23 protein-coding genes are annotated in these 26,473 nt (G+C 69.0%); 10 read left to right on the forward strand and 13 right to left on the reverse strand.

Going from position 1 to position 26,473, the window contains the following annotated elements:
- Positions 1–34: 34 nt before the first annotated feature.
- Positions 35–304 (reverse strand): GlsB/YeaQ/YmgE family stress response membrane protein, encoded by a 270-nt coding sequence (locus tag GGR64_RS10945; protein ID WP_010344083.1) that lies wholly within the window; start codon positions 302–304, stop codon positions 35–37.
- Between the two features lie 251 nt (positions 305–555).
- Positions 556–2,046, reverse strand: coding sequence for a M20 family metallopeptidase (locus GGR64_RS10950; RefSeq protein WP_160969992.1), 1,491 nt, complete (start codon positions 2,044–2,046; stop codon positions 556–558).
- A 204-nt stretch (positions 2,047–2,250) separates the two neighbouring features.
- Here GGR64_RS10950 and GGR64_RS10955 point away from each other — a divergent pair, with 204 nt between their 5' ends.
- The 3 genes from GGR64_RS10955 (at position 2,251) to GGR64_RS10965 (ending at position 4,247) form a co-directional block, all read left to right on the forward strand.
- Positions 2,251–2,583, forward strand: a complete 333-nt coding sequence (locus tag GGR64_RS10955) for a ComEA family DNA-binding protein (RefSeq protein ID WP_160969990.1) — start codon at positions 2,251–2,253, stop codon at positions 2,581–2,583.
- Positions 2,584–2,792: 209 nt separating this feature from the next.
- Entirely contained in the window at positions 2,793–3,422 is a 630-nt protein-coding gene (locus GGR64_RS10960) for a HutD family protein (protein WP_184645775.1), read from the forward strand.
- Positions 3,423–3,554: 132 nt separating this feature from the next.
- Positions 3,555–4,247 (forward strand): response regulator transcription factor, encoded by a 693-nt coding sequence (locus tag GGR64_RS10965; protein ID WP_160970010.1) that lies wholly within the window; start codon positions 3,555–3,557, stop codon positions 4,245–4,247.
- A 629-nt stretch (positions 4,248–4,876) separates the two neighbouring features.
- On the opposite strand, the gene GGR64_RS10970 is transcribed toward GGR64_RS10965, so the two are convergent.
- The 4 genes from GGR64_RS10970 to GGR64_RS10985 all read right to left on the reverse strand — a co-directional run bounded on the left by GGR64_RS10970 (position 4,877) and on the right by GGR64_RS10985 (position 11,142).
- Entirely contained in the window at positions 4,877–5,797 is a 921-nt protein-coding gene (locus GGR64_RS10970) for an FAD:protein FMN transferase (RefSeq protein WP_184645916.1), read from the reverse strand.
- 169 nt (positions 5,798–5,966) lie between these two features.
- On the reverse strand, positions 5,967–6,659 hold the full coding sequence (locus tag GGR64_RS10975; RefSeq protein WP_184645777.1) for a Fe2+-dependent dioxygenase: 693 nt from the start codon (positions 6,657–6,659) through the stop codon (positions 5,967–5,969).
- A gap of 63 nt (positions 6,660–6,722) precedes the next feature.
- Entirely contained in the window at positions 6,723–9,017 is a 2,295-nt protein-coding gene (locus GGR64_RS10980) for a catecholate siderophore receptor Fiu (RefSeq protein WP_184645779.1), read from the reverse strand.
- Positions 9,018–9,645: 628 nt separating this feature from the next.
- Entirely contained in the window at positions 9,646–11,142 is a 1,497-nt protein-coding gene (locus tag GGR64_RS10985) for an aminotransferase class III-fold pyridoxal phosphate-dependent enzyme (RefSeq protein WP_184645781.1), read from the reverse strand.
- 128 nt (positions 11,143–11,270) lie between these two features.
- Here GGR64_RS10985 and GGR64_RS10990 point away from each other — a divergent pair, with 128 nt between their 5' ends.
- From GGR64_RS10990 to GGR64_RS11000, 3 genes are all read left to right on the forward strand, one after another.
- Positions 11,271–11,702, forward strand: a complete 432-nt coding sequence (locus tag GGR64_RS10990) for an Lrp/AsnC family transcriptional regulator (protein WP_160969980.1) — start codon at positions 11,271–11,273, stop codon at positions 11,700–11,702.
- 136 nt (positions 11,703–11,838) lie between these two features.
- Positions 11,839–12,888 carry a tRNA preQ1(34) S-adenosylmethionine ribosyltransferase-isomerase QueA gene (queA, locus tag GGR64_RS10995; protein ID WP_184645783.1) on the forward strand — a complete coding sequence of 350 codons (1,050 nt, stop codon included), beginning with the start codon at positions 11,839–11,841 and terminating at the stop codon, positions 12,886–12,888.
- A 315-nt stretch (positions 12,889–13,203) separates the two neighbouring features.
- Positions 13,204–15,051 (forward strand): S8/S53 family peptidase, encoded by a 1,848-nt coding sequence (locus GGR64_RS11000; RefSeq protein WP_184645785.1) that lies wholly within the window; start codon positions 13,204–13,206, stop codon positions 15,049–15,051.
- Positions 15,052–15,306: 255 nt separating this feature from the next.
- On the opposite strand, the gene GGR64_RS11005 is transcribed toward GGR64_RS11000, so the two are convergent.
- Positions 15,307–17,121: a DUF885 domain-containing protein gene (locus tag GGR64_RS11005; RefSeq protein ID WP_184645788.1), complete on the reverse strand. Its 1,815-nt coding sequence runs from the start codon at positions 17,119–17,121 to the stop codon at positions 15,307–15,309.
- 281 nt (positions 17,122–17,402) lie between these two features.
- Between GGR64_RS11005 and GGR64_RS11010 the strand changes: the two genes are divergently transcribed.
- The gene (locus tag GGR64_RS11010) at positions 17,403–18,224 is read left to right on the forward strand and encodes a DUF4349 domain-containing protein (RefSeq protein WP_184645790.1); all 822 of its coding nucleotides are present in this window, start codon (positions 17,403–17,405) and stop codon (positions 18,222–18,224) included.
- A gap of 335 nt (positions 18,225–18,559) precedes the next feature.
- Here the strand turns inward: GGR64_RS11010 and GGR64_RS11015 are convergent, their stop codons facing one another.
- The 5 genes from GGR64_RS11015 to GGR64_RS11035 all read right to left on the reverse strand — a co-directional run bounded on the left by GGR64_RS11015 (position 18,560) and on the right by GGR64_RS11035 (position 23,032).
- Positions 18,560–18,853, reverse strand: coding sequence for a hypothetical protein (locus tag GGR64_RS11015; RefSeq protein ID WP_160969972.1), 294 nt, complete (start codon positions 18,851–18,853; stop codon positions 18,560–18,562).
- Positions 18,854–18,919: 66 nt separating this feature from the next.
- Entirely contained in the window at positions 18,920–20,353 is a 1,434-nt protein-coding gene (locus tag GGR64_RS11020) for a DUF2867 domain-containing protein (RefSeq protein ID WP_184645791.1), read from the reverse strand.
- Positions 20,354–20,383: 30 nt separating this feature from the next.
- On the reverse strand, positions 20,384–20,698 hold the full coding sequence (locus GGR64_RS11025; RefSeq protein WP_019798027.1) for a metalloregulator ArsR/SmtB family transcription factor: 315 nt from the start codon (positions 20,696–20,698) through the stop codon (positions 20,384–20,386).
- Positions 20,699–20,960: 262 nt separating this feature from the next.
- The gene (locus tag GGR64_RS11030) at positions 20,961–21,740 is read right to left on the reverse strand and encodes a LytTR family DNA-binding domain-containing protein (RefSeq protein ID WP_184645793.1); all 780 of its coding nucleotides are present in this window, start codon (positions 21,738–21,740) and stop codon (positions 20,961–20,963) included.
- The gene (locus GGR64_RS11035) at positions 21,737–23,032 is read right to left on the reverse strand and encodes a histidine kinase (protein ID WP_260302986.1); all 1,296 of its coding nucleotides are present in this window, start codon (positions 23,030–23,032) and stop codon (positions 21,737–21,739) included. The genes GGR64_RS11030 and GGR64_RS11035 overlap by 4 nt, the downstream gene beginning before the upstream one ends.
- Positions 23,033–23,052: 20 nt before the next feature.
- On the opposite strand from GGR64_RS11035, the gene GGR64_RS11040 reads away from it, so the two are divergent.
- Entirely contained in the window at positions 23,053–23,439 is a 387-nt protein-coding gene (locus GGR64_RS11040) for a hypothetical protein (RefSeq protein ID WP_184645795.1), read from the forward strand.
- A 337-nt stretch (positions 23,440–23,776) separates the two neighbouring features.
- Here GGR64_RS11040 and GGR64_RS11045 read toward each other — a convergent pair whose 3' ends face one another.
- Entirely contained in the window at positions 23,777–24,718 is a 942-nt protein-coding gene (locus tag GGR64_RS11045; RefSeq protein WP_160969964.1) for a LysR substrate-binding domain-containing protein, read from the reverse strand.
- A gap of 215 nt (positions 24,719–24,933) precedes the next feature.
- Here GGR64_RS11045 and GGR64_RS11050 point away from each other — a divergent pair, with 215 nt between their 5' ends.
- Both GGR64_RS11050 and GGR64_RS11055 read left to right on the forward strand, forming a co-directional pair.
- Positions 24,934–25,860: a DMT family transporter gene (locus tag GGR64_RS11050; protein WP_184645797.1), complete on the forward strand. Its 927-nt coding sequence runs from the start codon at positions 24,934–24,936 to the stop codon at positions 25,858–25,860.
- A gap of 99 nt (positions 25,861–25,959) precedes the next feature.
- Positions 25,960–26,472: a DinB family protein gene (locus tag GGR64_RS11055; protein WP_184645799.1), complete on the forward strand. Its 513-nt coding sequence runs from the start codon at positions 25,960–25,962 to the stop codon at positions 26,470–26,472.
- The last annotated feature ends 1 nt before the right edge of the window (position 26,473 follow it).

Consider the following 26,473-nt stretch of genomic DNA (forward strand, 5'->3'; position numbering starts at 1 on the left):
GGCGCCGCCGCCGTGGCGAGCGGCGCCACGTGCCTCAGCGCTTGCTGGAGAACAGCCGCAACAGCGCGAGCAGGGCGATGGCGCCGAGCAGCGCGCCGAGGAAGCCGGCCGGCTCGCCGCGGCTGTACCAGCCCATGTAGTGGCCGAACCAGCCGGCCAGCAGCGCGCCGGCGATGCCCAGCAACACGGTGAACAGGCAGCCGGAGCGCCCGCTGCTGGGGCCGAGGAACCGCGCCAGCAGGCCGACCACGAAGCCCACCAGGATGATGTAGAGCCAGCTGTCACTGCCGAACAGAGTGTGCATGGAGAGCGTTCCGAGCGCGGAGGGGAGATCAGCGTCGGATCGTGCCAGATCGACCGTCACGGCGTCGATGCTTGCGTGCACGATGCAGGCGGCACAGCCATGGAAGGCCGGCCGCCCGCGCTACCCAGCGATCACGCCCATCGGAAGGCGCCGTGTCGGAGCCGACGCCCGTCCCAGCGCAAACAGGGCGTCAGGCACTCAGGAAACCGGCTTCGCCAATCCCCAATCCCGCCTCCCAAATCCCGGCCCCATCAACAGCAACCGTGCCCGCCATGTTGCTCGCCGCCGGCCACCGCCGCGCTGCCGGTAGTCTCGCCGCGCAGGCTGGCGGCATGGTGGGCGGCGATCACCCGCGACACGCAGGCGGTGACCCGCTTGCCCATCGGGATGTGCAGGAACTCGTTCGGACCGTGCGCATTGGAATGCGGGCCGAGCACGCCGGTGATCATGAACTGCGCGCCGGGGAACTTCTCGCCGAGCATGCCCATGAACGGGATCGAGCCGCCTTCGCCCATGTACATCGCCGGCTTGCCGAACGCCGCCTGCGAGGCCGATTCGATCGCGTCGGTCAGCCACGGCGACTGCGCCGGCGCGTTCCAGCCGGAGGAGGACTTCTCCAGCGCCAGCGACACTTCGGCGCCATACGGCGGGTCGCGCAGCAGCACCTCTTTCAGCAGTTCGCCGGCGCGCTTGCCGTCCAGCGTCGGCGGCAGGCGCAGCGACAGCTTCACCGCGGTCTCCGGGCGCAGCACGTTGCCGGCCGAGGCCAGCGGCGGCAGGCCGTCGGCACCGGTCACCGACAGCGCCGGGCGCCAGGTGCGGTTGAGCACCAGCTCGGACAGGTCCTCGTGCATCGGCCGCATGCCGGGCAGGAACGGGAACTTGCTGTAGACCTCATCGCCCAGCACCTCGGCGACCTTGCGCGCCTGCGCCAGCCGCTCCTCGGGGACGTCGGCATACAGGCCCTCGACCTTGATCTTGCCGGTGGCCTCGTCCTCCAGCCGCGACAGCAGGTCGCGCAGCACGCGGAAGCTCGACGGCACCACGCCGGAGGCGTCGCCCGAATGCACGCCTTCGCTGAGCACCTTGACGCTGAAGTTGCCGCCGGCCAGGCCGCGCAGCGAGGTCGTGCACCACAGTTGTTCGTAGTTCCCGCAGCCCGAATCCAGGCACACCACCAGCGACGGCTTGCCGATCCGCGCCGCCAGGTGATCGACGTAGGCAGGCAGGTCGTAGCTGCCCGATTCCTCGCAGGCCTCGATCAGCACCACGCAACGCGCGTGCGGGATGCCCTGGTCCTGCAGCGCCTGGATCGCCGCCAGCGAACCGAACAGCGCATAGCCATCGTCGGCGCCACCGCGGCCGTACAGGCGGTCGCCCTTGAGCACCGGCGTCCACGGGCCCAGATCGGCGTCCCAGCCGGTCATTTCGGGCTGCTTGTCCAGGTGCCCATACAGCAGCACGGTGTCCTCGCCGGTCGCCTCGCTGCTGGCCGGCACCTCCAGGTAGATCAAGGGGGTGCGGCCTTCCAGTTGCACCACCTCCACCTGCAGGCCGGGGATGGCCTGGGCCCGCGCCCAGCGCTCCATCAGCGCCACCGCATCGGCCATATAGCCGTGTGCGACCCAATCGGCGTCGAACATCGGCGATTTGTTGGGGATGCGGATGTAATCGACCAGTTGCGGGACGATGTCGTCATCCCACTTTTCGCTCAGGAAACGGTCGATCTTGGCACTGTCCATGAAAAACTCCGAGGTGATTGCACACGTGTGCATCCATTCTACGCCCCGGTGCCCGTGTAGGGTTTTTCCTACACGGCGACGCGCCGTTTACCTGCTGTTTGTGACGCGCTCCGACGATAGGCTGTACCCATGTGGCGAGCGATGCTGACAACGCCGGCAGGAAAGGCCGGCGAAGTCCCCATCCAAGTCACAAGGAGCGTTGCCATGCAGTCTTTTATCGTGGTCCTGAAGTCGCTGGTCGTTGCCCTGATGCTGTCCGGTTCCGCGCTCGCCGCGGACAAGGTCAACATCAACTCCGCTGGAGCGGAGGAAATCGACCAGGTGTTGGTGAACGTGGGAGCCTCCAAGGCTCAGGCGATCGTCGACTACCGGCAGGCGCACGGACCTTTCAAGAGCGCCGAGGAACTGGCACTGGTGAAAGGCATCGGACTCAAGACGGTCGAACGGAACCGCGACCGGATCGAAGTGGGCGCCACGAAGGCACCCGCGCCGACAGCCGCCAAGCAGGCAGCTGCCAAGCCGGTGGAAAGGCGTTAAAGGGATTTGCAACGAAAGGATAGGGCCGGCGCTGGACGCGCGGCCGCAGCCTCACTGAGCAGGATGCGAGGGGGGAAGGCAGGAAGCCGACAGGGAGGTACATCGTCGCCCGGCGTTGCACAGTGACGTGCAGCCGGGCGATGTTTTTTTTGGGCCAAGGTGCGTCTTGCCTGGCAACCGCGGGCGCGCCAGGGACAGGCGCCGTTGCCATGATCGTGCAGAATGCGCGCATGGATTTGCACACGCTGCCCGCGCGGGTGATTCCCGCCAACGAGTACCGCCGCGAACGCTGGCGCAACGGCCTGGGCTGGACCCGGGAGATCCTGCGCTTGCCGATGTCCGGCGACGACTGGCTGCTGCGCCTGTCCATCGCCGAGATCGAGCAGGACGCCGCGTTCTCCGCTTTTCCCGGGATCGACCGCGAACTGGTGCTGTTGCGTGGCAACGGTGTGCGTCTGCGTTTCGACGATGGCGAGGAGCAGGTGCTGCAGGACCCGTACGCGCGCCTGCGCTTTGCCGGCGAGCGGCCGCTGCGCGGCGAGCTGTTCGATGGGCCGACCCACGATTTCAACCTCATGTGGCGTCGCGACCGGCTGCGCACGCAACTGCTGCACCGGCCACTGGTCGGGCCGATGTTGTTCTTCGCCGAACCGGGTGTCGCCTGGGCCGTTCATCTTCTGGCAGGGCAAGCGCAGTTCGATGCGGCCAGCGGACTGCCGCCATTGGCGGCCGGCGACAGCGCCTGGCTGGCCGCCGATGGCAGACGCCGCTTCGCTTTGAGCGGGGGCGGGGAATTGTTGGCGATGCGCATCGAGGCCGCACCGACGTCCGCGGACTGAGCCTGCGCGACCGCGCGCGCGGGTCTTGCGGCGTCGGCGCCGACCGCGTCCAATGCGCGAACGCGGCCATCCGGGTCGCACAGCGGAAGCCGACAGGTGGTCTCGGACAACAGGTGGTTGGCGAAAATTCTGGTGGCGGACGCGGACGCGGCCTTGCGCGGCCGGGTTCGCGATTACCTGGCCTGTTTCAACCTGCAGACGCACGACGCCGACAGCGCGCCGCAACTGCAGGCGCAACTGGCGGCCGGGCATTACGACGCGGTGGTACTCGACGCCGGCCTCGACGGCGCCGAGGGCCTGCGCCTGTGCCGGCAGCTGCGCGACCGCGGTGACATCGCCATCGTGATGATGGGCGACCGCGCCGAGCCGGTGGACCGGGTGATCGGCCTGGACCTGGGCGCTGACGATTTCCTGGTGCGGCCGCCCGATCTGCGCGAACTGGTGGCGCGGCTCAACGCGGTGCTGCGCCGGGTGCGTGCGACGCAGCCGCCGCCGGCTGCGCACGGTGGCTGGCAGGTCGATGCCGCGCGTCACCAGGCGGTGGCGCCGGACGGGCGGACGATCCCGCTGTCCCCTGGCGAACTGCGACTGATGGCGGTGTTCCTCGAACAGCCCGGCGAAGTGCTCAGCCGCGAGGTGCTGCGGACGGCGTTGGGCGACGGCGAGGCCAGCGTGCCGCCGAGCAGCCGCGGCATCGATCTGCAGGTCTCGCGGCTGCGCCAGAAGCTCGGCGACGACCCGCTCGTGCCGCAATGGATCCGCACGGTGCGCGGCAAGGGCTATGTGTTCGAGCTGCAGCGCATGGGGTTGCCGACCGCGCGCTGATGGCGTGACGGTCGGGCTCGGGCGCTCCTGCCATGCCCGTCGCGGCGGACGCCGCGTCCGCATATGCCCGGCCACGCGCGGGATGCAAGGCGACGCGTGTGCCCTGTCCGCCGAATGGCTGGTGCGTCTCGACAGCGCGTGTTCCAGATCGTCGCTTGGGCGCGGTAGCGCCTGGCGAGGCACTGCCTCAGGTCGCGTCGCTCCGTTCGCGCCTTCCGACGCGCATCGTCATCGCCAAGCGCATGCGCGACGCGACCGGGTAGCCGATTGCACACCGTGCCTTTACCGAAAACGGCCTGGCCGCGAGGCGGTCCGTTCGCACCTTCCAATGTGCATCTTCATCGCCGAGTGCATGCGTAACGCAGCCGGATGACCGATCGCACACCGTCGTGTTGCCGAAGGCTTCCTCGCAATGTGGCCCTCACCCTGCGGCAAGCGTTTGTCCTTGGGCCGATAAGCATTCCCTTGCGTGTCGCACCGTATCGCCGCCGTAGCCGTAGCCGTAGCCGCCGCAGCTGCGGGCGGTCAGCGGTGCCACGCCCGCTCGTCGTCCCGCTCACCGCCGCGTTGTGTCGCCCGGTGCACTGGCCGGTCTCCGCGACCGCAGATCCTGGAGCAGTGCTCGGCCGTCACGCCTCTGGCAGTTCAGCGAACGCGCGGCTGACCCGTTCCTGCAGGCCGCCGCGCTGGCGCAGCACGAAGCGCACCGCCAGCCCTTCGCGTTCGGCACAGGCCATGCCAGCGTCGGCGCCCAGCACGCTGAGCGCGGTGGCCCAGGCATCGGCGCGCATGGTATCGGCGGCCACGACGCTGACCGCGGCGAGCGTCGCGGCGATCGGCTGGCCGCTGCGTGGATCCAGCAGGTGTCCGTAGCGGTGGCCGTCCTGTTCGAAGTGCTGCCAGCGGTCGCCGGAGGTTGCCACGGCCAAGCCGTCGACCGCGAGCGTGCGCGGGGATGCATCGCCACGCAGGCCGTCCTCCGGGGCCGCCTCGAGCAGCACACGCCACGCCTGCCCATCCGGCTTGCGGCCATAGCCGTAGAGATCGCCGCCGACCTCCACCAGCGCGCTTTCCACGCCGCGTGCCTGCAGTGCTCGGACTGCCAGGTCGACGCCATAACCCTTGGCGATCGCCGACAGATCCAGGTGCAGCCCGCCGGGCTGCTGCCAACGGCCATCGTCATCGACGCGCAGCCGCCGCCAATCGCCGGCAGCGCGCGCCTGGCGCAATGCCCCCGCGTCGGGCACGCGCCGATCTCCTGCCATGGCGCCGAACCCCCACACGCCGACCAGGGCGCCGATGGTGGGATCGAAGGCGCCGCCGCTGCGTTGTGCCACGTCCAGTGCGCAGCGCAGCACCGTGTCGAGCGCGGCGGGCAAGGCGTGCCAGGTGTCGGTATCGGCGCGGTTGTAGCGGCTGAGGTCCGATTGCGCGTCCCAGGTGCTCATCTGCGCGACGACCAGATCGAGCTGCGCCTGGATCGCGTCGCGCAGTGCGTGCAGGTCGCTGCCAAGGGGTGGCAATAGCCTGACGCTCCAGCGCGTGCCCATGCTGCTGCCGTGCAGCGTGGCGATGCCGGCGCTGGAGCGCGATGCGGTGGGTGAAGCAGGGTGGTTCACGCGTCGACTGGGCGCGGCGTTACCACGCCAGGGCGGAGGCGTGCGGTGCTACGCAGCCGTGCGTGGGCCGAGTGCTCGGCGCTTTGGTCGCCGAGTCGGTTCATGTCTCCGACCAGTCGCGCAGCAGGTTGTGGTAGACGTTGGTCAGGCGCAGCAACGCCGCTGCGTCGGCACCGCTGGCGGTCAGCGCCTGGATCGCGGTGTCCAGGTCGAGCAGCGTCTGCCGCCGTCCGGCGTCGCGCACCAGGCTCTGCACCCAGAAGAACGAGGCCAGCCGCGCGCCGCGGGTCACCGGTGCCACCCGGTGCAGGCTGCTGGACGGATACAGGATCAGGTCGCCCGCGGGCAGCTTGACCTCGTGCTCGCCGTAGGTGTCGTGGATCAGCAATTCGCCGCCGTCGTACTCCTCCGGCGCACTCAGGAACAGGGTGCAGGACAGATCGCTGCGCACGGTCAGCGCCGGCTGTGCGGCGCTGGCGGCCTGGGTCATCACCGCGCCGTCGACGTGCAGGCCATAACTGCCGCCGCCGGTATAGCGGTTGAAGCGCGGCGGGATGGTGCGCAGCGGCAGCGCCGCGGCGAAGTACAGCGGGCTGCGCGCCAGGGCGCTCAGCACCGCCTGGCCGAGTTCCTGCTTCAGTGGCGACGCGTCGGCCAGCTGCAGGTTGCGCTTGACCTGCGCGCCCTGCGCGCCGACGGTTTCGCGGCCGTCCACCCAGTCGGCGGACTGCAGTGCCTGGCGGAACCGCGCGACCTCATCGGCCGTGAGGATGTCGGGAATGTGCAACAGCATGGGGCGCTCCGGCGGTGGACGCCCAGGATAGGGCGTCCACCGCACGTTGGCAGGCGCGGTCGGTCAGAACCGGACCTCGGCGGTCAGCAGTACCGAGCGCGGCGCGCCGGGCGTGTAGCGGAAGCCGCTCTTGTTGATCGCGGCGACGTAGTCCTTGTCGAACAGGTTGTAGGCGTTCAGGCGCAGCGCCACGTGATCGTTGACCGGGTAGCTCAGCACCGCATCCCACACCGTGTACGACTTCACGAACGCCGGCGTGCCGACCGCGCTGTCGCGGCCGCGCTGCATCTGCCCCGAATAGCGGACGCCACCACCGACGGTCAGCCCGAACGGCAGGGTATAGGTGCTCCAGGCGGTGAACGCGCTGTCCGGGGTGTAGGCCAGGTCCTGGCTGCCGTCCTGCGAGACCGTCGTGCCTTGCCGCACCCGCGCATCCAGCTTGGTGTAGCCGCTGGACAGCGACCAGCGCTCGGTCAGCTTGCCGACTGCCGACAGTTCGATGCCTTGCACGCGCTTGGCGCCGCTCTGGTAGTAAAGCCCGTCGCTGCCCTGCACGATCTCGTTGTCCACGTCGGTGCGGAACAGCGCCAGGGTCGCGAACAGCGCATCGTCGAGGAAGTTCCACTTGGTGCCCACCTCCGCGGTCTTGGCCTTCTGCGGGTCGAAGCGCGGATTGTTGGCGTTGTTGGCCGAACTGCTCAGTTCCAGCGTGCTGCCGCCGGGCGGCTGCTGCGAGGTGGCGAAATTCGCGTACACGCTCACGTCCTCGTTGGCCTTGTAGACCGCACCGAGTTTCCAGCTGAACAGCGTGTCGGCGATATCGGTGTCCAGGCCGACTACGGTGGTGCAGGGCGCGGCGGTGGAGGTGGCGGAGTTGCACACCAGGCTGTCGAAGTCGGTCTTGTAGCGGTCCGCACGCACGCCGGCGGTGACCAGGAAGCTGTCGCCGAACTTCAGCGTGTCGAAGGCATAGGCCGAGTAGGTGGTGGTGGTGCCATGGCTGCGCGCGCCGTTGCGCGCGGTGCGCAGCGGCGTGGTGTTCCAGTCCGGCGCGTACAGGTTGGCCGGATTGGCCGCCAGCCAGGCCGCGCGGTCGACGATGTTGTGGCCCCAGCTGCGCAGTTCCTCGCGCGACGCTTCCACGCCGGTGCTGAGGTTGTGCCGCACCGCGCCGGTGGCGAAGTCCACACGTAGATTCAATTGATCGGCGAGGGTGGTGTACTGCTGGTCCTTGAAGGTCGGCAGGCTGCGCAGCACCGTCCAGGTCGACGGATCCGCCGGATTCGGCGTGCGCAGGTTGGCGGCGTTGGGCATGAACGCGAACAGCAGGTAGTCCTGGTCGTTGAGGCCCCAGCGTGCGGTATTGGTCAGCTTGACCGTGTCGGACACGTCGTGCTCGATGCGGAAGGTCGCCATCTTCGCGGTCACGTCGTCGTGGTCGTCGCGGGTGCCGTAGAAATTGGCGCTGTCCACGCGCGCGGCGCCACCGAGCCACGGCCGCGCGGGATCGGGCGAGCTGTAGCCAGGCAGACCGATGGTCGGCACCCCGCCATCGGGCACGTTGTCCTGCTTCACGTACAGCAGGTCGAGCAGGTAACGCGTGTCGGTGCCCAGGCCGAACGCCAGCGACGAGGCCAGGCCCCAGCGCTTGTTGGCGACATGGTCGCGGCCGATGGCGTCGCTGTCCTGGCCCATCACGTTCACCCGCAGCGCGCTGCTGGTGCCCAGGTGCTGGTTCCAGTCCGCGGTCGCGCGGCGCTGGCCATGGTCGCCGCCGGACAGGGTGCCGCTGCTGGCATCCTCCAGGTGCGCCTGCTTGCTCACCAGGTTGATCGCGCCGGTCGGCGCGCTGCGGCCGTTGTCGGTGCCGGCAGGGCCCTTTTCGACCTCGATCTGCTCGATGTTGAACACGTCGCGCGAGATCGAGCCGAGGTCGCGCAGCCCGTCGACGAAGATGCTGCTGGAGCTGTCGAAGCCGCGCATGTACAGCGCATCGCCGGTGCTGGTGTTGCCGTTCTCGCCGACATAGAACGTGCCCACGCCCGGGCTGTTGCGCAGCGCTTCGGTGAGGGTGGTGGCGCCCTGCTCGTTGAACAGGTCCTTGCCGATGATGTTGAGGGTCTGCGGGGTGTCGATCAGCGGCTGCGTGAACTTCGGCGAATCCGGCGTTTCCACCAGGTAGCGCTTGGCGCGCTGGGCCTGCACGTCGACCTTGTCCAGGGTGGTCGGCTGATCCGCCGCCGCCGCGTGCGCGGAGGAGAGCAGGCTCAGCCCACCGAGCAGCATGGCCGTGGTGAGGGTCGGTGCGGCGGCCTGGCGGGTGACGGGGTGTTTGCGGCGCTTGATCGGAGAGGTCATGGGCGGTTCGATTTGCAGGATGGATGACGCCCCGGCCGCGACCACCGGCCGTCCCTCATCAGGAGCGGGCGCGGCGCCGGGGTCGGGCGGCAGTGCGAAAGGGTGTCTGCCGCGAGTGCGATGCGGGCAGTACGTTCATTTTCCATGCAAATGCGAATTGTTTGCAATATCTTTGTCGTCGAAGCAGATCCGCCACTGTTCGGACGCCGTGATTCGTCAGGAACAGCACGGGGCTACGGAGGCACGCTGTCGGCCCGATGACCGGGCGCCGAGGTGAGAGATGCGGGTCTGTGCAGGCGTGCGACGCCGGACGCCAGCGAGGCGGATGCGGCGACGTCCGGGGAGGCAGGGGCGAGGGCGAAGGGCGCCGGTGTCAGGCTGCCGATGCTTTCCGAAGACGCCATGGTGGCGACGGCACATTGCCGTAGCCGGACGCGCTTACTACGGGCGCTTCGACATACACCGAGGGAACGGGTGGGGTGTCACACGACATGCCGCCAGAGGCGCCGGCATCGGCGACCATCAAGTCGGCCGGTGCACGCCCTCTGTGCCAGTGCCGGCAAGCGGCTGTGCTCCCGGAGATCGGCCGCTTCGCGGCGCCGTCCTTCGGCGCCGCTGACAGTGTGGTTCAGGCCGCAGCAGCCTGCGCCACGCGCGGACCTTCGCGCAGCGCACGGCCGATCAGGCCGACCAGCAGGTCCAGCTCTTCGCCGTCCATCGCGAAGTGCGGGGTGAAGCGCAGCGAGTTCTCGCCGCCGTGGATCACGTTGACGCCGTGCTGGCGCAGCCACTCTTCGGTGGAACCGGCGCCGTAGCACTTGTACTGCGGGGCCAGCGCGCAGGAGAACAGCAGGCCGGTGCCCTGCACCTGGGTGATGGCGCCGCCGAGCTCGGCCTTGAGCTTCTCCAGCTTCTGCACCGCCTCGGCGCCGCGCTCGCGGATGTTGGCGCGCACTTGCGGGGTCAGTTGCGCCAGGGTCGCGGTGGCCACGTCGAGCGCGCGCGGGTTGCTGGTCATGGTGTTGCCGTAGGTGCCCTTGCGGTACACCTGCGCCGCATGCTCGGTCACCGCCAGCACCGACAGCGGGTACTGCGCGGCGTTGAGGGCCTTCGAGTAGGTTTCCAGGTCGGGTGCGTCGAGCTGCTCGAAGCCGGGATAGTCCACCACCGACAGCACGCCGTGCGCGCGCAGGCCGGCCTGGATCGAGTCGACCAGCAGCAGGCTGCCGTGGCTGCGGGTCAGTTCGCGCGCGGCGGCGTAGAACGCCGGCGGCAGCGCACGGCCGGGGTCGCCTTCGCCCATCACCGGCTCCAGGAACACTGCCTCGATGAAACAGCCGTGCTGCTCGGCCTCGGCAAAGGCGCGACGCAGCGCGTCCACGTCGTAGGGCGCGATGGCGATCAGCGCGTCGTCGCCGCGGTAGCTGGCCAGGTGCTGCTGATAGGTCTTGCGACTGGAATCGGAATACATGCCCGGCCGGTCGGTACGGCCGTGGAAGCTGCCCTTGACCACCAGGCGCTTGATCTTGGCGCCGGCGTGGCGCGCGCCCGGATCGGTCTGCAGCTTGGCGTTGATGTCGACGATGCGCGCGGCCAGGCCCACCGCTTCGGAACCGGAGTTGAGGCACATGAAGCGGCTGTACGGACAGCCGCCGCGGCGGTGGCCGATCTCCGCGCGCAGCGCGCGCTCGAAGCGCAGTTGCGACAGATTGGGGGTCATCACGTTCGCCATCACCTGCGGCCGCGCCATCACCTCCAGCACCGCCTCGGGTGTGTGGCCGAAGCCGAGCATGCCGTAGCCGCCGGCGTCGTACAGCACCGCGCCCTTCAGCGTGACCACCCATGGGCCGCGCGCGCTCAGCGCCACGTACGGGGTCACCGCGTCGTCGGCGTAGAAATTGACGAAACCGGCCTGCAGGTGGCGGATCTGCTCGGCCTCGTCGAGGTCGAGCAGGTCGGCGAACTCGGTGGCGATGCGTGCATGTTCCGCACCCGCCGCCTCGATCGCCGCGCGCAACGCGGGGTGCGAGGCGGCCAGGCGCTCGATGCTGGCGTCATCCAGGCCGTGGGTCAGGCGGTCGCCGGCGTGGGCACGGAGCGGGGCGAGGGGGCCGAGTACGGTCATGAGGGATCTCCTGAAGGCGGGCTGTCTGGCGACGATCCTGTCTATTATCAGGACAGGATCGTCGAATGGCAGCGTGAATCCGTGCAGGAATTGACGCAATTTCGTCGATTCGACGAAAATCCCCGGCCATGAAGATCACCGCTTCCGACGACGCCCTGCTGTCGCTGCTGCGCGAGGATGCGCGCGCCTCCACCGCCCAGATCGCCCGTCGCCTGGGGGTGTCGCGGACCACCGTGCAGAGCCGGATCGAGCGCCTGGAGCGCGAGGGCGTGATCTGCGGCTACACCGTGCGCACCCGCGACGACTACGAGCAGGGCCATATCCGTGCGCACATCCTGATCACCGTGCTGCCGAAGAAGATGACCTCGGTGGTCAAGGCGCTGCGCGAGATCGAGGCGGTGCGCGTGCTGCATTCGGTCAGCGGTTCCTTCGACCTGATCGCGCTCGGCGTGGTGCCGGGCGTCAACGACATGGACGAACTGACCGACCGCATCGGTGCGCTGGACGGGGTGGAGCGCACGACGTCGTCGATCATTCTGTCCACCAAGTTCGAGCGCTGAGGGGCTGGGATTCGGGATTGGGGATTGGGGATTCGCAAGAGCGCGGTCCTGCCTGCCTTGGCGAATCTCCACTCCCGAATCCCCAATCCTGGCGCCGCTACAATGGCCGGCCCCATTCCCGATCTCTCCCGGCGCCGTGAAGAAGTCCGATTTCCACTACGACCTGCCCGAAGAGCTGATTGCGCAGGCGCCGCTGGCCGAGCGTTCGGCCAGCCGGCTGCTGCTGGTACCGCCGGCGCCGGCGCCCTTCGCCGACTGGCACGTGCGCGATCTGCCGGAGCTGCTGCGTGCCGGCGATCTGCTGATCTTCAACGATACGCGGGTGATCCCGGCGCGGCTGTTCGGGCAGAAGCGCACCGGCGGGCGGGTCGAGATCCTGATCGAGCGGCTGCTCGGCGGCCAGCGCGCGCGGGCGCAGTTGGGCGTGAGCAAGTCGCCCAAGGCCGGTGCGCGCATCGCCCTGGACGCCGGCGGCGAGGCCGAGGTGCTGGGCCGCGACGGCGAGTTCTACCAGTTGCAGTTCCATGTGGACGGCGCGCTGGAGCACTGGCTGCAGCAGGCCGGGCGCTTGCCGTTGCCGCCGTACATCCGCCGCGAGCCGGGCCTGGACGACCGCGAGCGCTACCAGACCGTGTTCGCGCGCGAGGCCGGCGCAGTCGCCGCACCGACCGCCGGACTGCATTTCGACGCGCCGCTGCTGCAGGCGCTGCAGGACCGCGGGGTCGAGGTGGGGCATGTGACCTTGCACGTGGGTGCCGGCACCTTCCAGCCGGTGCGGGTGGAAGCGCTGGAGCAGCACCAGATGCACCGCGAGTGGCTCAACGTCGGCGCCAGCCTGGTCGAGCAGGTGCGGCGCACGCGCGCGGCCGGCGGCCGCGTGATCGCCGTGGGGACCACCGTGGTGCGCGCGCTGGAAAGCGCGTCCAAGGATGGCGAACTGCATCCGTTCGCCGGCGAGACGCAGATCTTCATCCTGCCGGGCTACCGCATCCGCAGCGTCGACGCGATGGTGACCAATTTCCATCTGCCGGAAAGCACGCTGCTGATGATGGTCTCGGCCTTCGCCGGCCGCGAGCGCATCTTCGCCGCCTATCGCCACGCCATCGCCGAGCGCTACCGCTTCTTCAGCTACGGCGACGCGATGCTGCTGTGGAGCAGCGAGACGCCGGCAGACCGCGTCGCGTGATGCGCCGCGTGCCGTGCCCGCACACACGCGGGTGCGGCGGCGCGCGCCTTGGGTTTGTGCGCTCCGCGCGTGTGCATGAACGCGTGAGTTGCGTCGTTGCATCGCGACATCGGTGCCCACCCCATATCGCCTTGCCGACGCTGCCGCATCGATGCGACGAACGTGCGGACTGTGATGCACAGCGCGCAGCGTCTGCCTGAGTAGACGATGCCGCGCACTCGGTAGGGGAGGCGCATGCGCTCCTCGTCCTTGATGGTGGAACCCCTGTTCCGGTGCCCCGACGCGCGGGGCATCTCCCAGTCAAAGGATGAGTCCATGAAGAAGACATCGACCGAGCTGCTGCTGGCCGCGCTGCTGGCGAGCCTGGCCGTCGCCTCCGCGCACGCGCAGCCGCAAGCCGCCGGCGGCGGCAAGTTCCCGGCCAAGCGCATGCTGCAGGCAGCGACCATGCCGCGCACCGATACGCAGGGACGGCGCCTGTACGCGATCGACCTCAACCCGTTCGTGCTGCAGGAGACCACGCGCCTGTACGCCAAGTTCCGTCCCGCGGACTACCGCACCCTGGATCCGGCGATCCGCGCGCACGAGAACAGCACCGGCATGGTCCACTACGCCGACCAGATCGCGCAGCTGCCGGGGGTGAAGATCGAGCGGGTGCTGTCCACGGTTTCCAGCACCGTCTATGCCTGGATGCCGGAGCGCACCGCGGCGCAACTGCTCAAGGCCGACTGGGTGGTCTCGGTGCGCGGGGTCGAAGCCACGCACGCCACGTTCTCCGCTGCGGGCGACATCGTCAATGGCGGCGAGATCACGCCCTGGGCGCTGCCGTACACGCAGACCAACGATGGAGTCACCACGTCCAATCCCGCGTATCTGCTCGATGCGGTGCTCGACAATCCGCCGCATCCCGAGCTCAACGTGGTGTATCGCCAGGATTTCCCGACGCTTTCGCCCAACCCCCTGCACAGCACGGCGACGGCAGGCTTGATCGGTGCCAGGCAGAATGGACAACTGGTGCGCGGCGTCAATCCTGGCCAGCCGATCAAGGCGTTCGGCCTTGCCGATCTGAACGAAAGCACCGTGGCCACGGCGCTGGATGCCGCAGTACGCTACGCCGAAGCGTCGGGCGAATTCGCCGTCCTGAACATGTCGTTCAATCAGAGCCCGGGTGGGACCTACAACCCGTTCAACGCCAGCAATCGTTGGGGCCGTCGGATGCGCGCGGCGAGCAATCGTTTCTTCATCACCCAGTCGGCGGGCAATGCCTACACCGTCGGGCTCTCGCCGCTAGAGCAGGACGCGTGCAAGGTGGCGTTCGGCTACATCGATCCGCAGACCCAGCAGGGGGCCGCACGCGACATGGATGGCATCGTCGTGGTCGGTGGCTTGCAGCGTGACGGCTCGCGCTTTGCCGGCGCACAGAACAGCGATCGCTGGGGCGGCTATGCGAAGGGATCGACCGTCGGCCCTTGCGTCGAGGCGTGGGCGCCGGCGCACGAAATCACCAACCTCATTTACGACGGTGGCACCGAAGCTGTCTCCGGCACCTCGTTCGCCGCGCCGATCGTCGCCGCGATCGCCTCGCGCTACGGCAACACCCAGACCCGGCCGCTCGAGCGAGAGGCCTACATCAAGGCCGGCCTGAGCAACACCGGCTACAGCGAGGCCGGCCTGCCGCTGCGCAAGGTGCAGTACGTGGCGCCGTCGTCGCTGAACCTGATCAAGCGCCTGCCGATCATCGGCGCGACATCGCCGACCAACTCGGACAACCTGGCCTCGCTATACGACGGCCGCTTCTTCAGCGATACCGACTACTGGAACGCACGCACCAACTGGGGCAGCGTCACCGTGAACCTGGGGCAGACGCGCAAGGTCACCGGCGTGCGCATCACCGTGCGCACCGCGGCCAGCGAAACCGCGGGCGTCGCGCAGCCGATCGACTTCGCCGTTTCCGCCGGCCGGCATGGCGCGGTGTTCGGCGGCAGCACCAATCCCGGGCCGGTGTACTTCGACAACCCGCAGTACTACACCGAGCCCGATCAGTCCGACGTGGCGCCGGTGTACATCGCCTTGAACGGCAGCACCGCCCAGTACCTGAAGATCGAGGCCAACAACCCGTACTCGTGGTTGGCCTACTCGGAAATCGAAGTCTACGGCGAGTGAGTGACGCAGGTGCCGCCGCTGATTGCGGCGGTATCTGCCAATGCCTTCACGCGCTGGTTTCGCCTCGGGCCGCTGCGGTCGCGGCCTGATCGCAGCGAGATGGCCGCTGTGCGCTGCGCACCGTCAATTGCAGCCATGCCTTCCGGTTCGCACCTTGTGCCGTCTTCGGCAGCCCCCTCCATCGAGGGGGCTTTTCTCTAGGCGCATCGGCAACGCCGCCGTTGCCAATCCCCAATCCCGACTCCCCAATCCCCACTACTTGATCGGCTCGTCCAGCATCAGCTCGCGCACGAACCGTACCGGCGGGGCGCCGTAGGACAGCACCTGGTCGTGGTAGGCCTTGAGGTTGAACTTGTCGCCGAGCTTGTCCTGCATCGCCTTGCGCAGGTCCAGGTGTTCCTGCACGCCGACGAAGTAGGTCGGCAACTGGGTCGAGGTCAGCTGCGCGCGCACCCACTTGCCCTCGGCCTCGCTCTGCTGCTGGAAGGTGTCGTGGACCATCAGGTGCAGCGCCTGCTCCTTGCTCCAGCCGTCCACATGCACGCCCTGGTCGAGCAGCGCGTTGGCGATGCTGCGCAGATAGAACTTCAGCTGCACCAGGTGGAACAGCGGATCGTTGTCCAGGTAGCCCTGCTCCTGCATCATCCGCTCGGTGTACACCGCCCAGCCTTCGGCGAACACGCCCGAGCGCAGCACGCCGCGCAGGGTGGACGGGAACTTGGCCGAGTGCCAGCCTTCCACGTAATGCCCGGGCACGCCCTCGTGGATGCTCAGCAGGTGGATCATGCGGCTGTTGTATTCGCGCAGGAACGAGTCGGCCTGCTGCGCGGTCCAGTCGTCGGGGATCGGCGACACCGCATAGAAGGTCTTCAGGTTCTTGTCGAGCGGACCGGGCGAATCGCAGTACGCCACCGCCACGCCGCGCTGGAACTCGGGCATCAGGATGATGTCCACGGGCGCGTCGGGCAGGGTCACCAGATCCTTCTTGCGCACGAAGTCGGTGGCATCGGCCAGCGAGGCCTTGGCGTCCTCGACCACCTTGTCGCGCGCCGGATGCTGCGCGTAGGCCAGCTCCAGCGCCGCCTCGATCGCCTTCTGCTGCTGCGCGTCGCTGGGCGCGTCGACCAGCGCCGGGGCGCCGGGCTTGTCCTTGAGCACGGTGCGGGCGATGGCGTACATGTCCTGGCGCACGCGCGTGAGCTCGGCTTCGGCGCGCTGCTTGATGTCGGCACGCGACAGCGAGGAGTTGAGCGCGAACTTCAGCTTCTGGTCGTACTTCTCCGCACCCAGGCGGAAATCGCCCTTGGCGTTGGGCACCAGGGTCTGGTCCAGCCAGGTCTGCTGCTCGGCCACGGCCTTCTTCAGGCCCTCGATCGCCGCCTGCAGGCGTTGCGCGTCGGCCTGCGGCAGTTCCTGGATGTGCGGGACGATGAAGCTGTCGACGATGCTGAGGATGCCGCGGTTCTGCTTGGCCACGGTCCTGGCGCTGATCTCCGACACGCGGGCCGGGTCGAGGTTGGCGCGCGCCTGCGCAAACAACGCCGGGATCTTCTCCATGCGCGCGGTGGCCGACTTCAGCCGCTCCGGCAGCGGCGCGAACTCGCGCGCCATCAGCCCGTAGATCGCACCGCCGGCCAGGCCGTTGTAGACCTGCGGGTCGGTCGCCCAGCCCTGCGCCACCTCGTTGCTCCAGATGTCGGACTGCAACTGGTTGCGCAGGATCGCCGCGTCCACCTGGTTCTCGCGCGAGAGCTTGGCCACGTCGAGCTTGTCCAGCTCGGCCAGCAGCTGCTTGCTCGCCTCCAGGCTCTTCTGCCGGCCGGCGGCGCTGAGGTCGTCCAGTTCGCTGTCGTAGCGGTGGTCGCCGGTCTGGGTGGCGCCGACCGGGGACAGCTGCATCCAGGTGTCGACGGCGCGCTTGGACAGCGCGGCGAAGCTGGCGTCGGCGGCGGCATCGGTGGCGGCCGCGGCCTGGCCGGGAGCGGCGTTGCTGGCGGCGGGCGCATCGGCGGGTTTCTGGCAGCCGGCGAGGGCGGCGAGCAGGGCGGCGGCGAGCAGGTGCTTGCGCATCGGGGTTCCTGGAGTGGGTCGATCCGCCAGGGTAGCCCCGCCGTGCTGCCGGCGCCCCTGCCATTGGATTACCCTTGACGCTTTCGCCACTCAGGAGCATCGAAATGCAGGACAAGGGACGTCGCCATCGCGGCCCCAGTGTGTGCGATTCCGAGATCGCCACGGTCGATGCCGCACTGCCTGCCGCAGCCGGGGCAGGGCGTGCCGAGACTGCGAGCGCTCGGCGCGGCCCGCGGCCTGGCAGCCGGCGCTGGCGCGGCTGGGGCGTTTCCCTGGCGTTGATGGCGGCGATTGCTGCCTGCAGCCGTGGCGGCGAGAGCGCTGCGGCGCCGCCCTATGCCGCCGATGCTGCCAGCAGTGCTGCCAGTGCCGCCGAGGCCGCGTCGCAGGCGGCAGATGCGTCCTTCGCCGCGGGCGCGCCTGGCGAAGAGCATCGCGCCATGGCGACACTGGCCTATGAGCACGAGGTCGATGTGGCGCTGCCGGCGGCGCAGATCCCCGCGCGGCTCAAACAACTCCAGGAGGAGTGCCAGCAGTCGCGTTTCGGGGCCTGCACGGTGTTGCAGGTCGAACAGCGTGGCGGCGAGCAGCCGCACGGCGAACTCAGCGTGCGGATCGCGCCGGCCGGGGTCGAGCCGTTGATCGCGCAAGCAGGCCAGGGTGGCCAGATCGAAAGCCGCACCACCCATGCCGAGGATCTGGCGCAGGAGGTGCAGGACAACGATGCGCAGCGCCAGCGTCTGCAGGCCGAGCAGCGGCGCCTGCAGGAGTTCCAGCAGCGCCGCGATCTCAGCGTGGCCGACATGATCGCGCTGTCGGAGAAACTGGCCGCCGTGGAGACGCAGTTGCTCGCCACCAGCCAGGAAGCCGCGCAGCAGCGCCGACGCCTGGATACGCAGCGAGTGACGCTGACCTTCGCCGCGCCGACCGCCGAGCGTAGCCGCAGCGACATCGGCGATGCGCTGCGCGACAGTGGCGAAATCTTTGCCGGATCGATCGCCTGGGCGATTCGCGCAGTGGTCGGCCTGGCGCCGTTCGTGCTGCTCGGCTATGCGCTGTGGCGGCTGATCGCCTGGCGTCGACGTCGGCGGCGCGCAGCTTAGGAGACGTGGCTTTCCCGTCCGATGTGGATCGGGCGGGAGCGCCCCAGGCGATACGCCAGCGAGGTGGGGCGGCGCTGCGCTTGCCGCACGCATGCCACGCAGGGTGGCGTGGCATCGAACAGGTCTGGTCGGTCATTGATCCCGGGTCGCGGCTGACGCCGCCCCTGCAGGTACATCGACGATGCGCGTGCTGGCAGCGTGGGAATGCTTCAATCCCGACGCATGGCCGCAACGTGCCCGAACCAGGGGACGCGGCTGACCGTACTTCTACGCAAGCAGGCCATGCGGCCTGCCGGGACGCGGCGCCACGCGGCGCAACGTCCCATCGGCCGGCGTCAGCCTTCGTCCTGTTCGAACTCGACGATCACGTCCAGCTCGAACGCCAGCGCTTCCACCGCTTCGCGCACCTTCTGTGCGGTGGCGGCGTTGCCGGCTTCCACTTCCACTTCGTGGGTGCCCGGTCCCTGATCGTCGGGCAGACCGGCGGAACTCGAATCGTCGTCGTCCATGTGCGGCATCAGGTCGTCGATTTCCTCGACGTGTTCGATGCCTTCCAGGCTCGACAGCAGGTTGATGATGGCGCGGGCGTCGTCCTCGCTGCCGGTGATGCGGATGCGGAGCTGGGGCATGTGCCTTCCTCTTGGGGGGAAGGCGCAGGCTAGGCAGGCATCGGCTAAGGCGGGGTGATGACGCGCTCAGCGCAGTGGCACGACCGCGTCCGGCCCGGCATGCTCGGCCACCGGCAGCAGCAGCGCCTCGGCGGCCGCGTGCAGCAGCGTCGGTGCGATGTAGCGGCGGTGCGCGGCGGCGATCAGGGCCATGTACAGGTGGCCGAAGCGGTTGCGGCAGGCCACACGCGTCTCCAGGCTCAGCTCGGCGCTGCCGTCGTCGCGCAGCGTCACGCCCACGCAACTGCGGAACACCAGGTGGCGGTCGTCGGCGCCGAGCAGCACCTGCACGCGCCGCGCCTGCGCCGTGGAGGCCTGCGCCAGCACCGGGAAGCGGCCGGCGAACAACTGATCGCGCTGCGGCGACAGCAGCGAGGACACCGGGCAGCCCAGCGGCGAGGTGCGCAGCCGCAGCGGCGCGACCAGCACGTTGCGCAGGCGCATCAGCCAGGTCACGGTACGCGGCGGGTGCCGCAGGAAGCCGTCCAGCAAGGCGGCCATCAGTGCGTGTGCGCCCAGTGGCCGCAGCGCCTGCGCCGGCACCGTCAGCCGCACGCTGTCCTGATGATGATGCGCGGGCAGCTGCTGTTCGAGCAGCGAGCCGGGCAGCAACTGTCGCGTCACCCGTGCACGCGGCAAGCGTGGCGCGAGCGCCGCGAAACCGGCTGGATGCCGCCAGGCGCCCAGCCGCTGCCGAAGGCGTCCGCTGAGGGCGCGCAGGCCGGCGCACCAGGCCAGGCGCCGGCTGCCTGGCGACGCCGCCAGCGACAGCCGCACCGCCGGTACGGGCAGCGCCTGCGTCTGCGGCGATGCGAGCAGCGCCGCGACCGGGGCCGGAAGCAGTTCGGTGAGGGTGGCGATGTCGGCGGTGCCGGCCAGGACCTGCGCGCGCACGTCCTCGGCAAGCGCGCCGCCAGCTTCGTCGCTGTGGCAGGACAGGGCGAAGAACGCCGGATGCCCGGACTGCGCGCGCAGCGGCGCGAACTGGTGCCAGGTGCCGCCGCCGAAGCGCACGCTGAACAGGCAGTCGGCGGGCAGTTCGACATGGCGCAGCGCGGCGAGGAAATGCTGCGGATCCTCCTGCAGTTGCGCTGGCGAGGCGGTACTGAAACGCAGCAGCGCGCCGCCGCTGCCGGTGATCGCGGTGAACATGCGATGCCCGGCATGGCAATGGAACGGATGGCCGCCGCTGCCGACCGCGAACGAATACAGTGCGGTCGACTCGCCATTGCCGAAATCGGTGCCGGCCAGACGCGCCGAGGGTTCGTCCAGCGCATCGCGGAACTGCGGATGCGCGCGCTGGCGCAGGCAGGCCTGGGCGATCAACGGATCGCCGGCACCCACGCCGAGCTGGGCGATCAGGATGACCTCCACCGGCAAGCCGCCGCTGTAGGAGGGCAGGCGCACCGAGGGAAATCCGGTTTGCGCGGTGGCGTGTTCGCTGAGCGGTGCGGCGGTCATCGGCGGACTCCTGTTGCCGTGGCGGAAGGATCAGGCGGTGCGCTTGGCCTGTCTGCGCGACTCGCGTTTGAGCGGGCCGGCACTGGGGCAGATCTCGAAGGCGAAACCGCTGAGGGTGTTGACCAGGTTGTCGGGGGTGAGCCGGTAGACCACGAACTGGCCGCGGCGCTCGCTCGCCACCAGTCCCGCCGCTTCCAGCACGGACAGATGCCGCGAGATCGCCGGCGCGCTCATCGCGAAGCGCTGCGCGATCTCCCCGGCGGTAAGTTCCTGGGCCGACAGGTAGGCCAGGATCTCGCGGCGTGGCCGCGAAGCGAGGGCTTCGAAAACGCGATCGATGGACATCGGGGTTTAGCTAATTAACGAATTAGTTAATTAATGACGTGTCGCCATGCAACTGTCAAGTGCCGAGGCAGCGCCGTCGGGCGCGGCGGTGGGGGCCACGTGCGCTGCCTTCTGGTGGAAGCGGCTCGGCCGCGACGGGGATTTTCGGTCCGCGCACAGGCGGGCGGCATGGCGATGACTCGGTGCCCTTCCATGGCGTTCGCCATCCATCAGCAGAGCGGTCGTGGCGGACGAGGCGGTCGGCGCAGTGCCCGCGTTTCGTTCAAGGGTCCTTGCGCGTCGTCACCAGCCGCAGGAAGGCTTCGTGCTGGTAGCGGCTCATGCGCAATTGCTGCCCCGTATCCATCGTGACCACATGGTGGCCGTTGAACCAGGGGTGGATCGCCCTGACCCGGCGCAGGTTGATGATCGCGGACCGGTGCACTCGGGCGAATTGGCGCGGGTCCAGCCGCGCGGCCAGCGCGGCCATGGTCTCGCGCAGTTCATGGGTGCGGTCGGCGAGGTGGATCAGCACCGTGTTGCGGCTGGCCTTGATCCAGACGATGTCCTCGACCGCGACCAGCACCACCGCCTCGTCGACGCGCACCGGAATCCGTTGCAGATAGTCGTCGCGCTGGCGCAACGCATCCAGGGTCTGCAGGATGCGCGCCTCGGAAGAGGTGCCAACGCCGATGCCGGCGGACAGGCGCCGCTTCGCGCGCTGCAATGTCTCGGCGAAGCGTTCGCGGCTGAAGGGCTTGACCAGGTAGTCCACCGCGTTGGCCTCGAACGCACGGACCGCGTAGTGCTCGTAGGCGGTGACGAAGATCGTCGCCGGCATGTTGGCCGCACCGATCGTGGCGACGACATCCATGCCGGTCATCGCCGGCATCTGGATGTCCAGGAACACCAGGTCGGGCGACTGGCTGCGGATCGCGATCACCGCAGAGGCGCCATCGCCGCATTCGCCGAGCAGTTCGATGTCCTGATCGGCGCGCAGCAGCCGCACGATGGCGTGGCGTGCGATCGGCTCGTCGTCGATCACCAGCGCGGTGACGCTCATGCAGGGAGGTGCTCCGGGGCTTCCTCGGCGTCCAGCTCGCGGAACGGCAGCCGGATGCGGCAGGCAACGCCGTGCGGATAGAGCATGTCGAGCCGGATGTCGGCGTTGTCGCCGTAGAGTTCCTGCAGCCGCAGGCGGGTATTGGAGAAGCCGATGCCGTGTCCGCCCGCTTTGCTGTTTTCCTCCAGCGTGCTGTTGCCGTTGCGCACTTCGATGGACAGCGTGTCGCCTTCGCGCCGGCTCTCGATCTCGATGCGGTCGCTGCCGACACGCTGGCCGATGCCATGGCGGATCGCATTCTCCACCAGGGGTTGCAGCAGCAGGCTGGGCACCGCGCAGTGCAGGGTGCCGGGGGCGACATAGATCTTCGCGCTCAGGCGGTCGCCGTACCGCTTGCGCTGGATGCCGAGATACAGGTCGAGCAGGGCCAGTTCGCGTTCCAGGGTGATTTCCTGGCCGTCGTATTCTTCCAGGAACGCGCGCAGCAGTTCGCTCAACCGCAGCAGCATGTCCTCGGCGGCGACGGTGTCTTCGTCCAGCAGGGTGACGATGGCATGCAGCGTGTTGAACAGGAAATGCGGTTGCAGCTGGCTCTTCAGCACCTGCAGGCGCGACTGCGCGAGCTCGGCGGCCAGACGGCTGGCTTCCACTTCGCGCCGGGTCTTCTCGGCGTGGAAGTGCAGCGCTTGCTGGATCGCGAACAGGGTCCAGTAGGTCAGCAACCCGATGGCGAAGTGCTGCTCCAGGAAATATCCCAGCTGTTCAGCGAAACCACTGGGCTCGAACAGGGTGGAGGCCAGCGCGCCGATGACCATCGCGGCAAACGTCACGCACAGGCTTGCGACTGCCTGCGCGCCAAGCCCGTGGAAGCGCTGAGCGCCACGGACAGGAAAGCGTTCGGCGAGCCGGAAGACGGTGGGTGCCAGGAGGGCCCAGCTGTACCACTGGATCAGCGACCATCGGATGAGCACCTCCAAAGGCCATCTGCTGGCAATCGCACCGTTGTTGACGATGTTCTGGAGCATGAACACCATGGCCACCAGCGTCCACAGCGCGATATAGCGCCCCAGGCTCATTTCGGTATTGCCGAGTCGGACGTTCATCCAGAGGTGGTCGAGGGGTGACGGGCGCATCCTAGGCGCAGCGACACGCCGTGGAAAGCGCCGGCGCGCGCCCACTACGATTGGGAGCGCGAGAACGACGATTCGTCCCGAATCGATTTGCAGCCGCACGATCACCCGGCCTGATGGGCAGGCCAGCACAGCGGAATCCACCCCGCGTGGCTGGCGCATCCTTCCATCGGAGATCCGTCATGCCCTCGATCCGCGTCCTTGCCTTGACTCTTGCCCTGTCCGTTGCGACCGCACCGGCTGCCGCGGCCGAGCCGGTGCGCTATCTGGAACTGAGCAACCGCGCCTACGACGCGCTGACGTCGCTGGCCGTCGCTGCACCAGGCAGTGAACAGTTCCGCGAGGTCGCGCTCCACGCGCCGTTGCGGGGCGGCGGCGACGCAGCGACCTTTCCGCTCGCCGGTCATGCCTGCCGCTACGATCTTCGCTTCACCTTTCGCAACGGACGTTCGATGCTGTATCGGGATGTGGACATTTGCGCGCACCGCGTGCGCATTCGGCCGTTGCCGCATTCGCAGTCGGGCGGGCGTGCGCTGCAGGCCGTTGAGACGGCTGGAACCTCACCTTGACCCGCTGTCCCGATCGAAGAGAGGCGACGGCGTGTCCTTTCCTCATCGGGATCATGGCCCGCTTTTCGGGGGAAGGTGCAGCGCAGGCGCGGGCGAGGGGATGGGCGCAGCCTCGTCCATCCGGATTCCGCGAGTCGCTTGTGCGTCGGACCCACCCCAACCCCTCTCTCGATGGGAGAGGGGCTTCCGCTCTCTGTGGGAGGGACTTCAGTCCCGACGCGATCCGCCGTGAGACGCAAGATCTCGGTCGCGCCACCACCTCACTGCACACGCACTGCGCACGCACGGCATCGGTCGTGGTCGATGCCGCGCCTGCGAACACGCGCGGCCAGGCGAGCTAACCCGCCTTCGGCGGCAACCCCAGCAGTTCCGCCGGCAGCGCCGGCATCGGCGTGCGCTCGTCCAGCGCCTCGCGCTTGAGCCAGTCGACGAAGTGGCTGGCGGCCGGGCTGAGCAGGCGGTGGGTCGGATGCACGATGTAGTAGGAATAGCGCGCGGTCAGCGCCGGGCCGGGCAGGCGCACCAGCTCGTAGCGTTGCAGGTAGGGCTGGGCGATGTGCTTGCGCGCCAGCACCGCGCCCACGCCGTACACCGCCGCGCGCATCGCATCGGTGCTGTCGTTGAAGGTGTGCATCGGCGGCAGCGCCACGCCGCGCACGCCGGCGGCGCGGAACCAGTCGCGCCAGCCCTGCGGCGACATGTCGGTGAGCAGCGGCAACTGCGCGATCTGCTCGGGCCGGCGCAGCGTCGCCAGTTGCGGCAGGGCCGGCGAGGCCACCGGGAACAGTTCGTCGTCCATCAGGTGGTGCGAGGTCAGTCCCGGCCAGTCGCCCTGGCCGTAGCGGATGCCGAGTTCCGGCCCGCCGTCTTCGAAGCGCGAGAACGCGGAGTCGGTCTGGATCTCCAGGCGTACGTGCGGGTAGGCCTGGCAGAACCGCGGCAGGCGCGGCAGCAGCCAGCAGTACGAGAGCGAGCGCAGCGTGGTGAGGCGCAGCGGCGCGGTGTCGGCCTGCGGATGCAGGTTGCCGGCCACCGCGGCGATGTCGGCCAGCGCCGCGCTGGCGGCATCGGCGAGTTGCCGGCCTTCGGCGGTCAGCTTGACCCCGCGCGCGTGGCGCTGGAACAGCGTGGCGCCAAGCAGGGCTTCCAGGCGCCGCACATGGTGGCTGACCGCACTGGCGGTGAGGTGCAGTTCCTCCGCGGCATGGGCGAAGTTCTGGTGGCGGGCCGCGGCGGCGAACACGCCAAGCGCGGGCAGCAGGGACGGGCGCAGTTGCATGAGCAGACACGCGGCAGATTTGTGGCTCGCGACGATACTACGCGCTTGTCGGCCCCGTGGCGCAGGATGATGCTGGCAGCCGAACGCGACATGCGCGGCGCGCAGCGGCGAGGCGGGGTCGGCGCGAAGGCGCCGCTCGGCACCCGCAGCCGGCCGCGGATGCCGGCGTCGCACGATCGCTGCGGCGCGTTCCCGGTCGACCACGAGCCTCCTCCATGCCTACTTCCGATACCTCTCTGCAGCCGGCCATCGCCTCCGCTGCTGCTGCATCCGCATCCGACGGCGTTGCCACGCGCGACTGGCGTACGCCGCTGGAACTGGGTTTCCTTGGCGTCGTCTGGGGCTGCTCGTTCCTGTTCATGCGCGTGGCCGCGCCGCAGTTCGGCGCCTATGCGCTGGTGGAACTGCGCCTGGCGCTGGGCGCGGCGGTGCTGCTGCCGTTCCTGTGGCTGGCGCGGGCGCGCTTCCCGCTGCGGCGCTGGCCGACATTGGCGGGGATCGGCTTGCTCAACTCCGCGCTGCCGTTCCTGCTGTTCGCCTGGGGCGCGCAACATGCGCCGGCGGCGATCGGCGCGATCTGCAACGCGATGACCGTGCTGTTCACCGCATTGATCGCGTTCCTGTTCTTCGGCGAGAAGATCGGCACGCGCCGCGCGTTGGCACTGTTGATCGGCTTCGCCGGCATCGTGGTGCTCGCCACCGGTAAGTCGGCCGGCATCAGCGTGGGACCCGCCGCGCTGGCCGGCACCACCGCTTCGCTGCTGTACGGCATCGGCTATAGCCTGGTGAAGCGGCACATGAGCGATCTGCCGCCGGCCGCTTCCGCCGCGTCCACCCTGGGTTGCAGCGCCTTGCTGCTGGCGCCGCTGGCCTGGACGCATTGGCCGGCCGCCCCGGTGCCGGCCGTCGCCTGGGCCTGCGCCGGCGGTCTGGGCGTGCTGTGCACCGGGCTGGCGTTCCTGTTGTACTACCGGTTGATCCAGCGCATCGGCCCGGCGCGCGCGTCGACGGTGACCTATCTGGTGCCGGTGTTCGGCGCGCTGCTGGCCTGGGCGCTGCTCGGCGAACCGCTGACCTGGACCATGTTGCTGGCCGGCATGCTGATCCTGGGCAGCGTCGCCTTCAGCCAGCGCGCGCGGTAGCAGCGCCGCGGCAACGTGCGCGAAGATGCCCGAACTGGCGGCGCACCGGCGCGCCCTAATCGCCGTGTGGCGCACGCCTTTGGCTTGGAGAACAACGCAATGACCGATTCCCTGCTCGCATCGCAGTTCGCCTTCAAGGCCTGGGCCAACGCCGAACTGCTGCAGGCGCTGGCGCAGATCGACGGCGATGCGTTTCCGGCGCAGCGCGAGCGCGCGATCCGGCTGTTGAACCACACCTACGTGGTGGACCGGATCTTCGCCGCGCATCTGCAGGGCGGCACGCATGCGTTCACCGCGAGCAACACGCCGCAGACGCCGGAACTGGTGGCGCTGGGCGCGGCCGTGACCGAATCGGACCGATGGTATGCCGACTACGTCGCCCGGCTCGACGCGCCCGCCATGCAGCAGACGCTCGCGTTCCGCTTCACCGATGGCGACGCCGGCAGCATGAGCCGGCAGGAAATGCTGTTCCACGTGCTCGCGCACGGCGCCTTCCACCGCGGCAACATCGCCATGCTGCTGACCGAGTGCGACGTGGAGCAGCCGCGCGAACTGTTCACCCGCTTCCTGCACGCGCAGCAGCCGCAACGGCGCGCTGGCGGCGGCGCCTGAG

It is taken from the genome of Xanthomonas sp. 3307 (assembly GCF_014199735.1).
Classification (GTDB): Bacteria; Pseudomonadota; Gammaproteobacteria; order Xanthomonadales; family Xanthomonadaceae; genus Xanthomonas_A; species Xanthomonas_A rydalmerensis.

What these genes read in the sequence shown, in the direction of transcription:
- GGR64_RS10945 (WP_010344083.1), bottom strand. Translation starts at nt 304, where the DNA reads ATGCACACTCTGTTCGGCAGTGACAGCTGGCTCTACATCATCCTGGTG.
- GGR64_RS10950 (WP_160969992.1), bottom strand. Translation starts at nt 2,046, where the DNA reads ATGGACAGTGCCAAGATCGACCGTTTCCTGAGCGAAAAGTGGGATGAC.
- GGR64_RS10955 (WP_160969990.1), top strand. Translation starts at nt 2,251, where the DNA reads ATGCAGTCTTTTATCGTGGTCCTGAAGTCGCTGGTCGTTGCCCTGATG.
- GGR64_RS10960 (WP_184645775.1), top strand. Translation starts at nt 2,793, where the DNA reads ATGATCGTGCAGAATGCGCGCATGGATTTGCACACGCTGCCCGCGCGG.
- GGR64_RS10970 (WP_184645916.1), bottom strand. Translation starts at nt 5,797, where the DNA reads ATGGGCACGCGCTGGAGCGTCAGGCTATTGCCACCCCTTGGCAGCGAC.
- GGR64_RS10975 (WP_184645777.1), bottom strand. Translation starts at nt 6,659, where the DNA reads ATGCTGTTGCACATTCCCGACATCCTCACGGCCGATGAGGTCGCGCGG.
- GGR64_RS10980 (WP_184645779.1), bottom strand. Translation starts at nt 9,017, where the DNA reads ATGACCTCTCCGATCAAGCGCCGCAAACACCCCGTCACCCGCCAGGCC.
- GGR64_RS10985 (WP_184645781.1), bottom strand. Translation starts at nt 11,142, where the DNA reads ATGACCGTACTCGGCCCCCTCGCCCCGCTCCGTGCCCACGCCGGCGAC.
- GGR64_RS10990 (WP_160969980.1), top strand. Translation starts at nt 11,271, where the DNA reads ATGAAGATCACCGCTTCCGACGACGCCCTGCTGTCGCTGCTGCGCGAG.
- GGR64_RS11000 (WP_184645785.1), top strand. Translation starts at nt 13,204, where the DNA reads ATGAAGAAGACATCGACCGAGCTGCTGCTGGCCGCGCTGCTGGCGAGC.
- GGR64_RS11005 (WP_184645788.1), bottom strand. Translation starts at nt 17,121, where the DNA reads ATGCGCAAGCACCTGCTCGCCGCCGCCCTGCTCGCCGCCCTCGCCGGC.
- GGR64_RS11010 (WP_184645790.1), top strand. Translation starts at nt 17,403, where the DNA reads ATGGCGGCGATTGCTGCCTGCAGCCGTGGCGGCGAGAGCGCTGCGGCG.
- GGR64_RS11015 (WP_160969972.1), bottom strand. Translation starts at nt 18,853, where the DNA reads ATGCCCCAGCTCCGCATCCGCATCACCGGCAGCGAGGACGACGCCCGC.
- GGR64_RS11020 (WP_184645791.1), bottom strand. Translation starts at nt 20,353, where the DNA reads ATGACCGCCGCACCGCTCAGCGAACACGCCACCGCGCAAACCGGATTT.
- GGR64_RS11025 (WP_019798027.1), bottom strand. Translation starts at nt 20,698, where the DNA reads ATGTCCATCGATCGCGTTTTCGAAGCCCTCGCTTCGCGGCCACGCCGC.
- GGR64_RS11030 (WP_184645793.1), bottom strand. Translation starts at nt 21,740, where the DNA reads ATGAGCGTCACCGCGCTGGTGATCGACGACGAGCCGATCGCACGCCAC.
- GGR64_RS11035 (WP_260302986.1), bottom strand. Translation starts at nt 23,032, where the DNA reads ATGCGCCAGCCACGCGGGGTGGATTCCGCTGTGCTGGCCTGCCCATCA.
- GGR64_RS11040 (WP_184645795.1), top strand. Translation starts at nt 23,053, where the DNA reads ATGCCCTCGATCCGCGTCCTTGCCTTGACTCTTGCCCTGTCCGTTGCG.
- GGR64_RS11045 (WP_160969964.1), bottom strand. Translation starts at nt 24,718, where the DNA reads ATGCAACTGCGCCCGTCCCTGCTGCCCGCGCTTGGCGTGTTCGCCGCC.
- GGR64_RS11050 (WP_184645797.1), top strand. Translation starts at nt 24,934, where the DNA reads ATGCCTACTTCCGATACCTCTCTGCAGCCGGCCATCGCCTCCGCTGCT.
- GGR64_RS11055 (WP_184645799.1), top strand. Translation starts at nt 25,960, where the DNA reads ATGACCGATTCCCTGCTCGCATCGCAGTTCGCCTTCAAGGCCTGGGCC.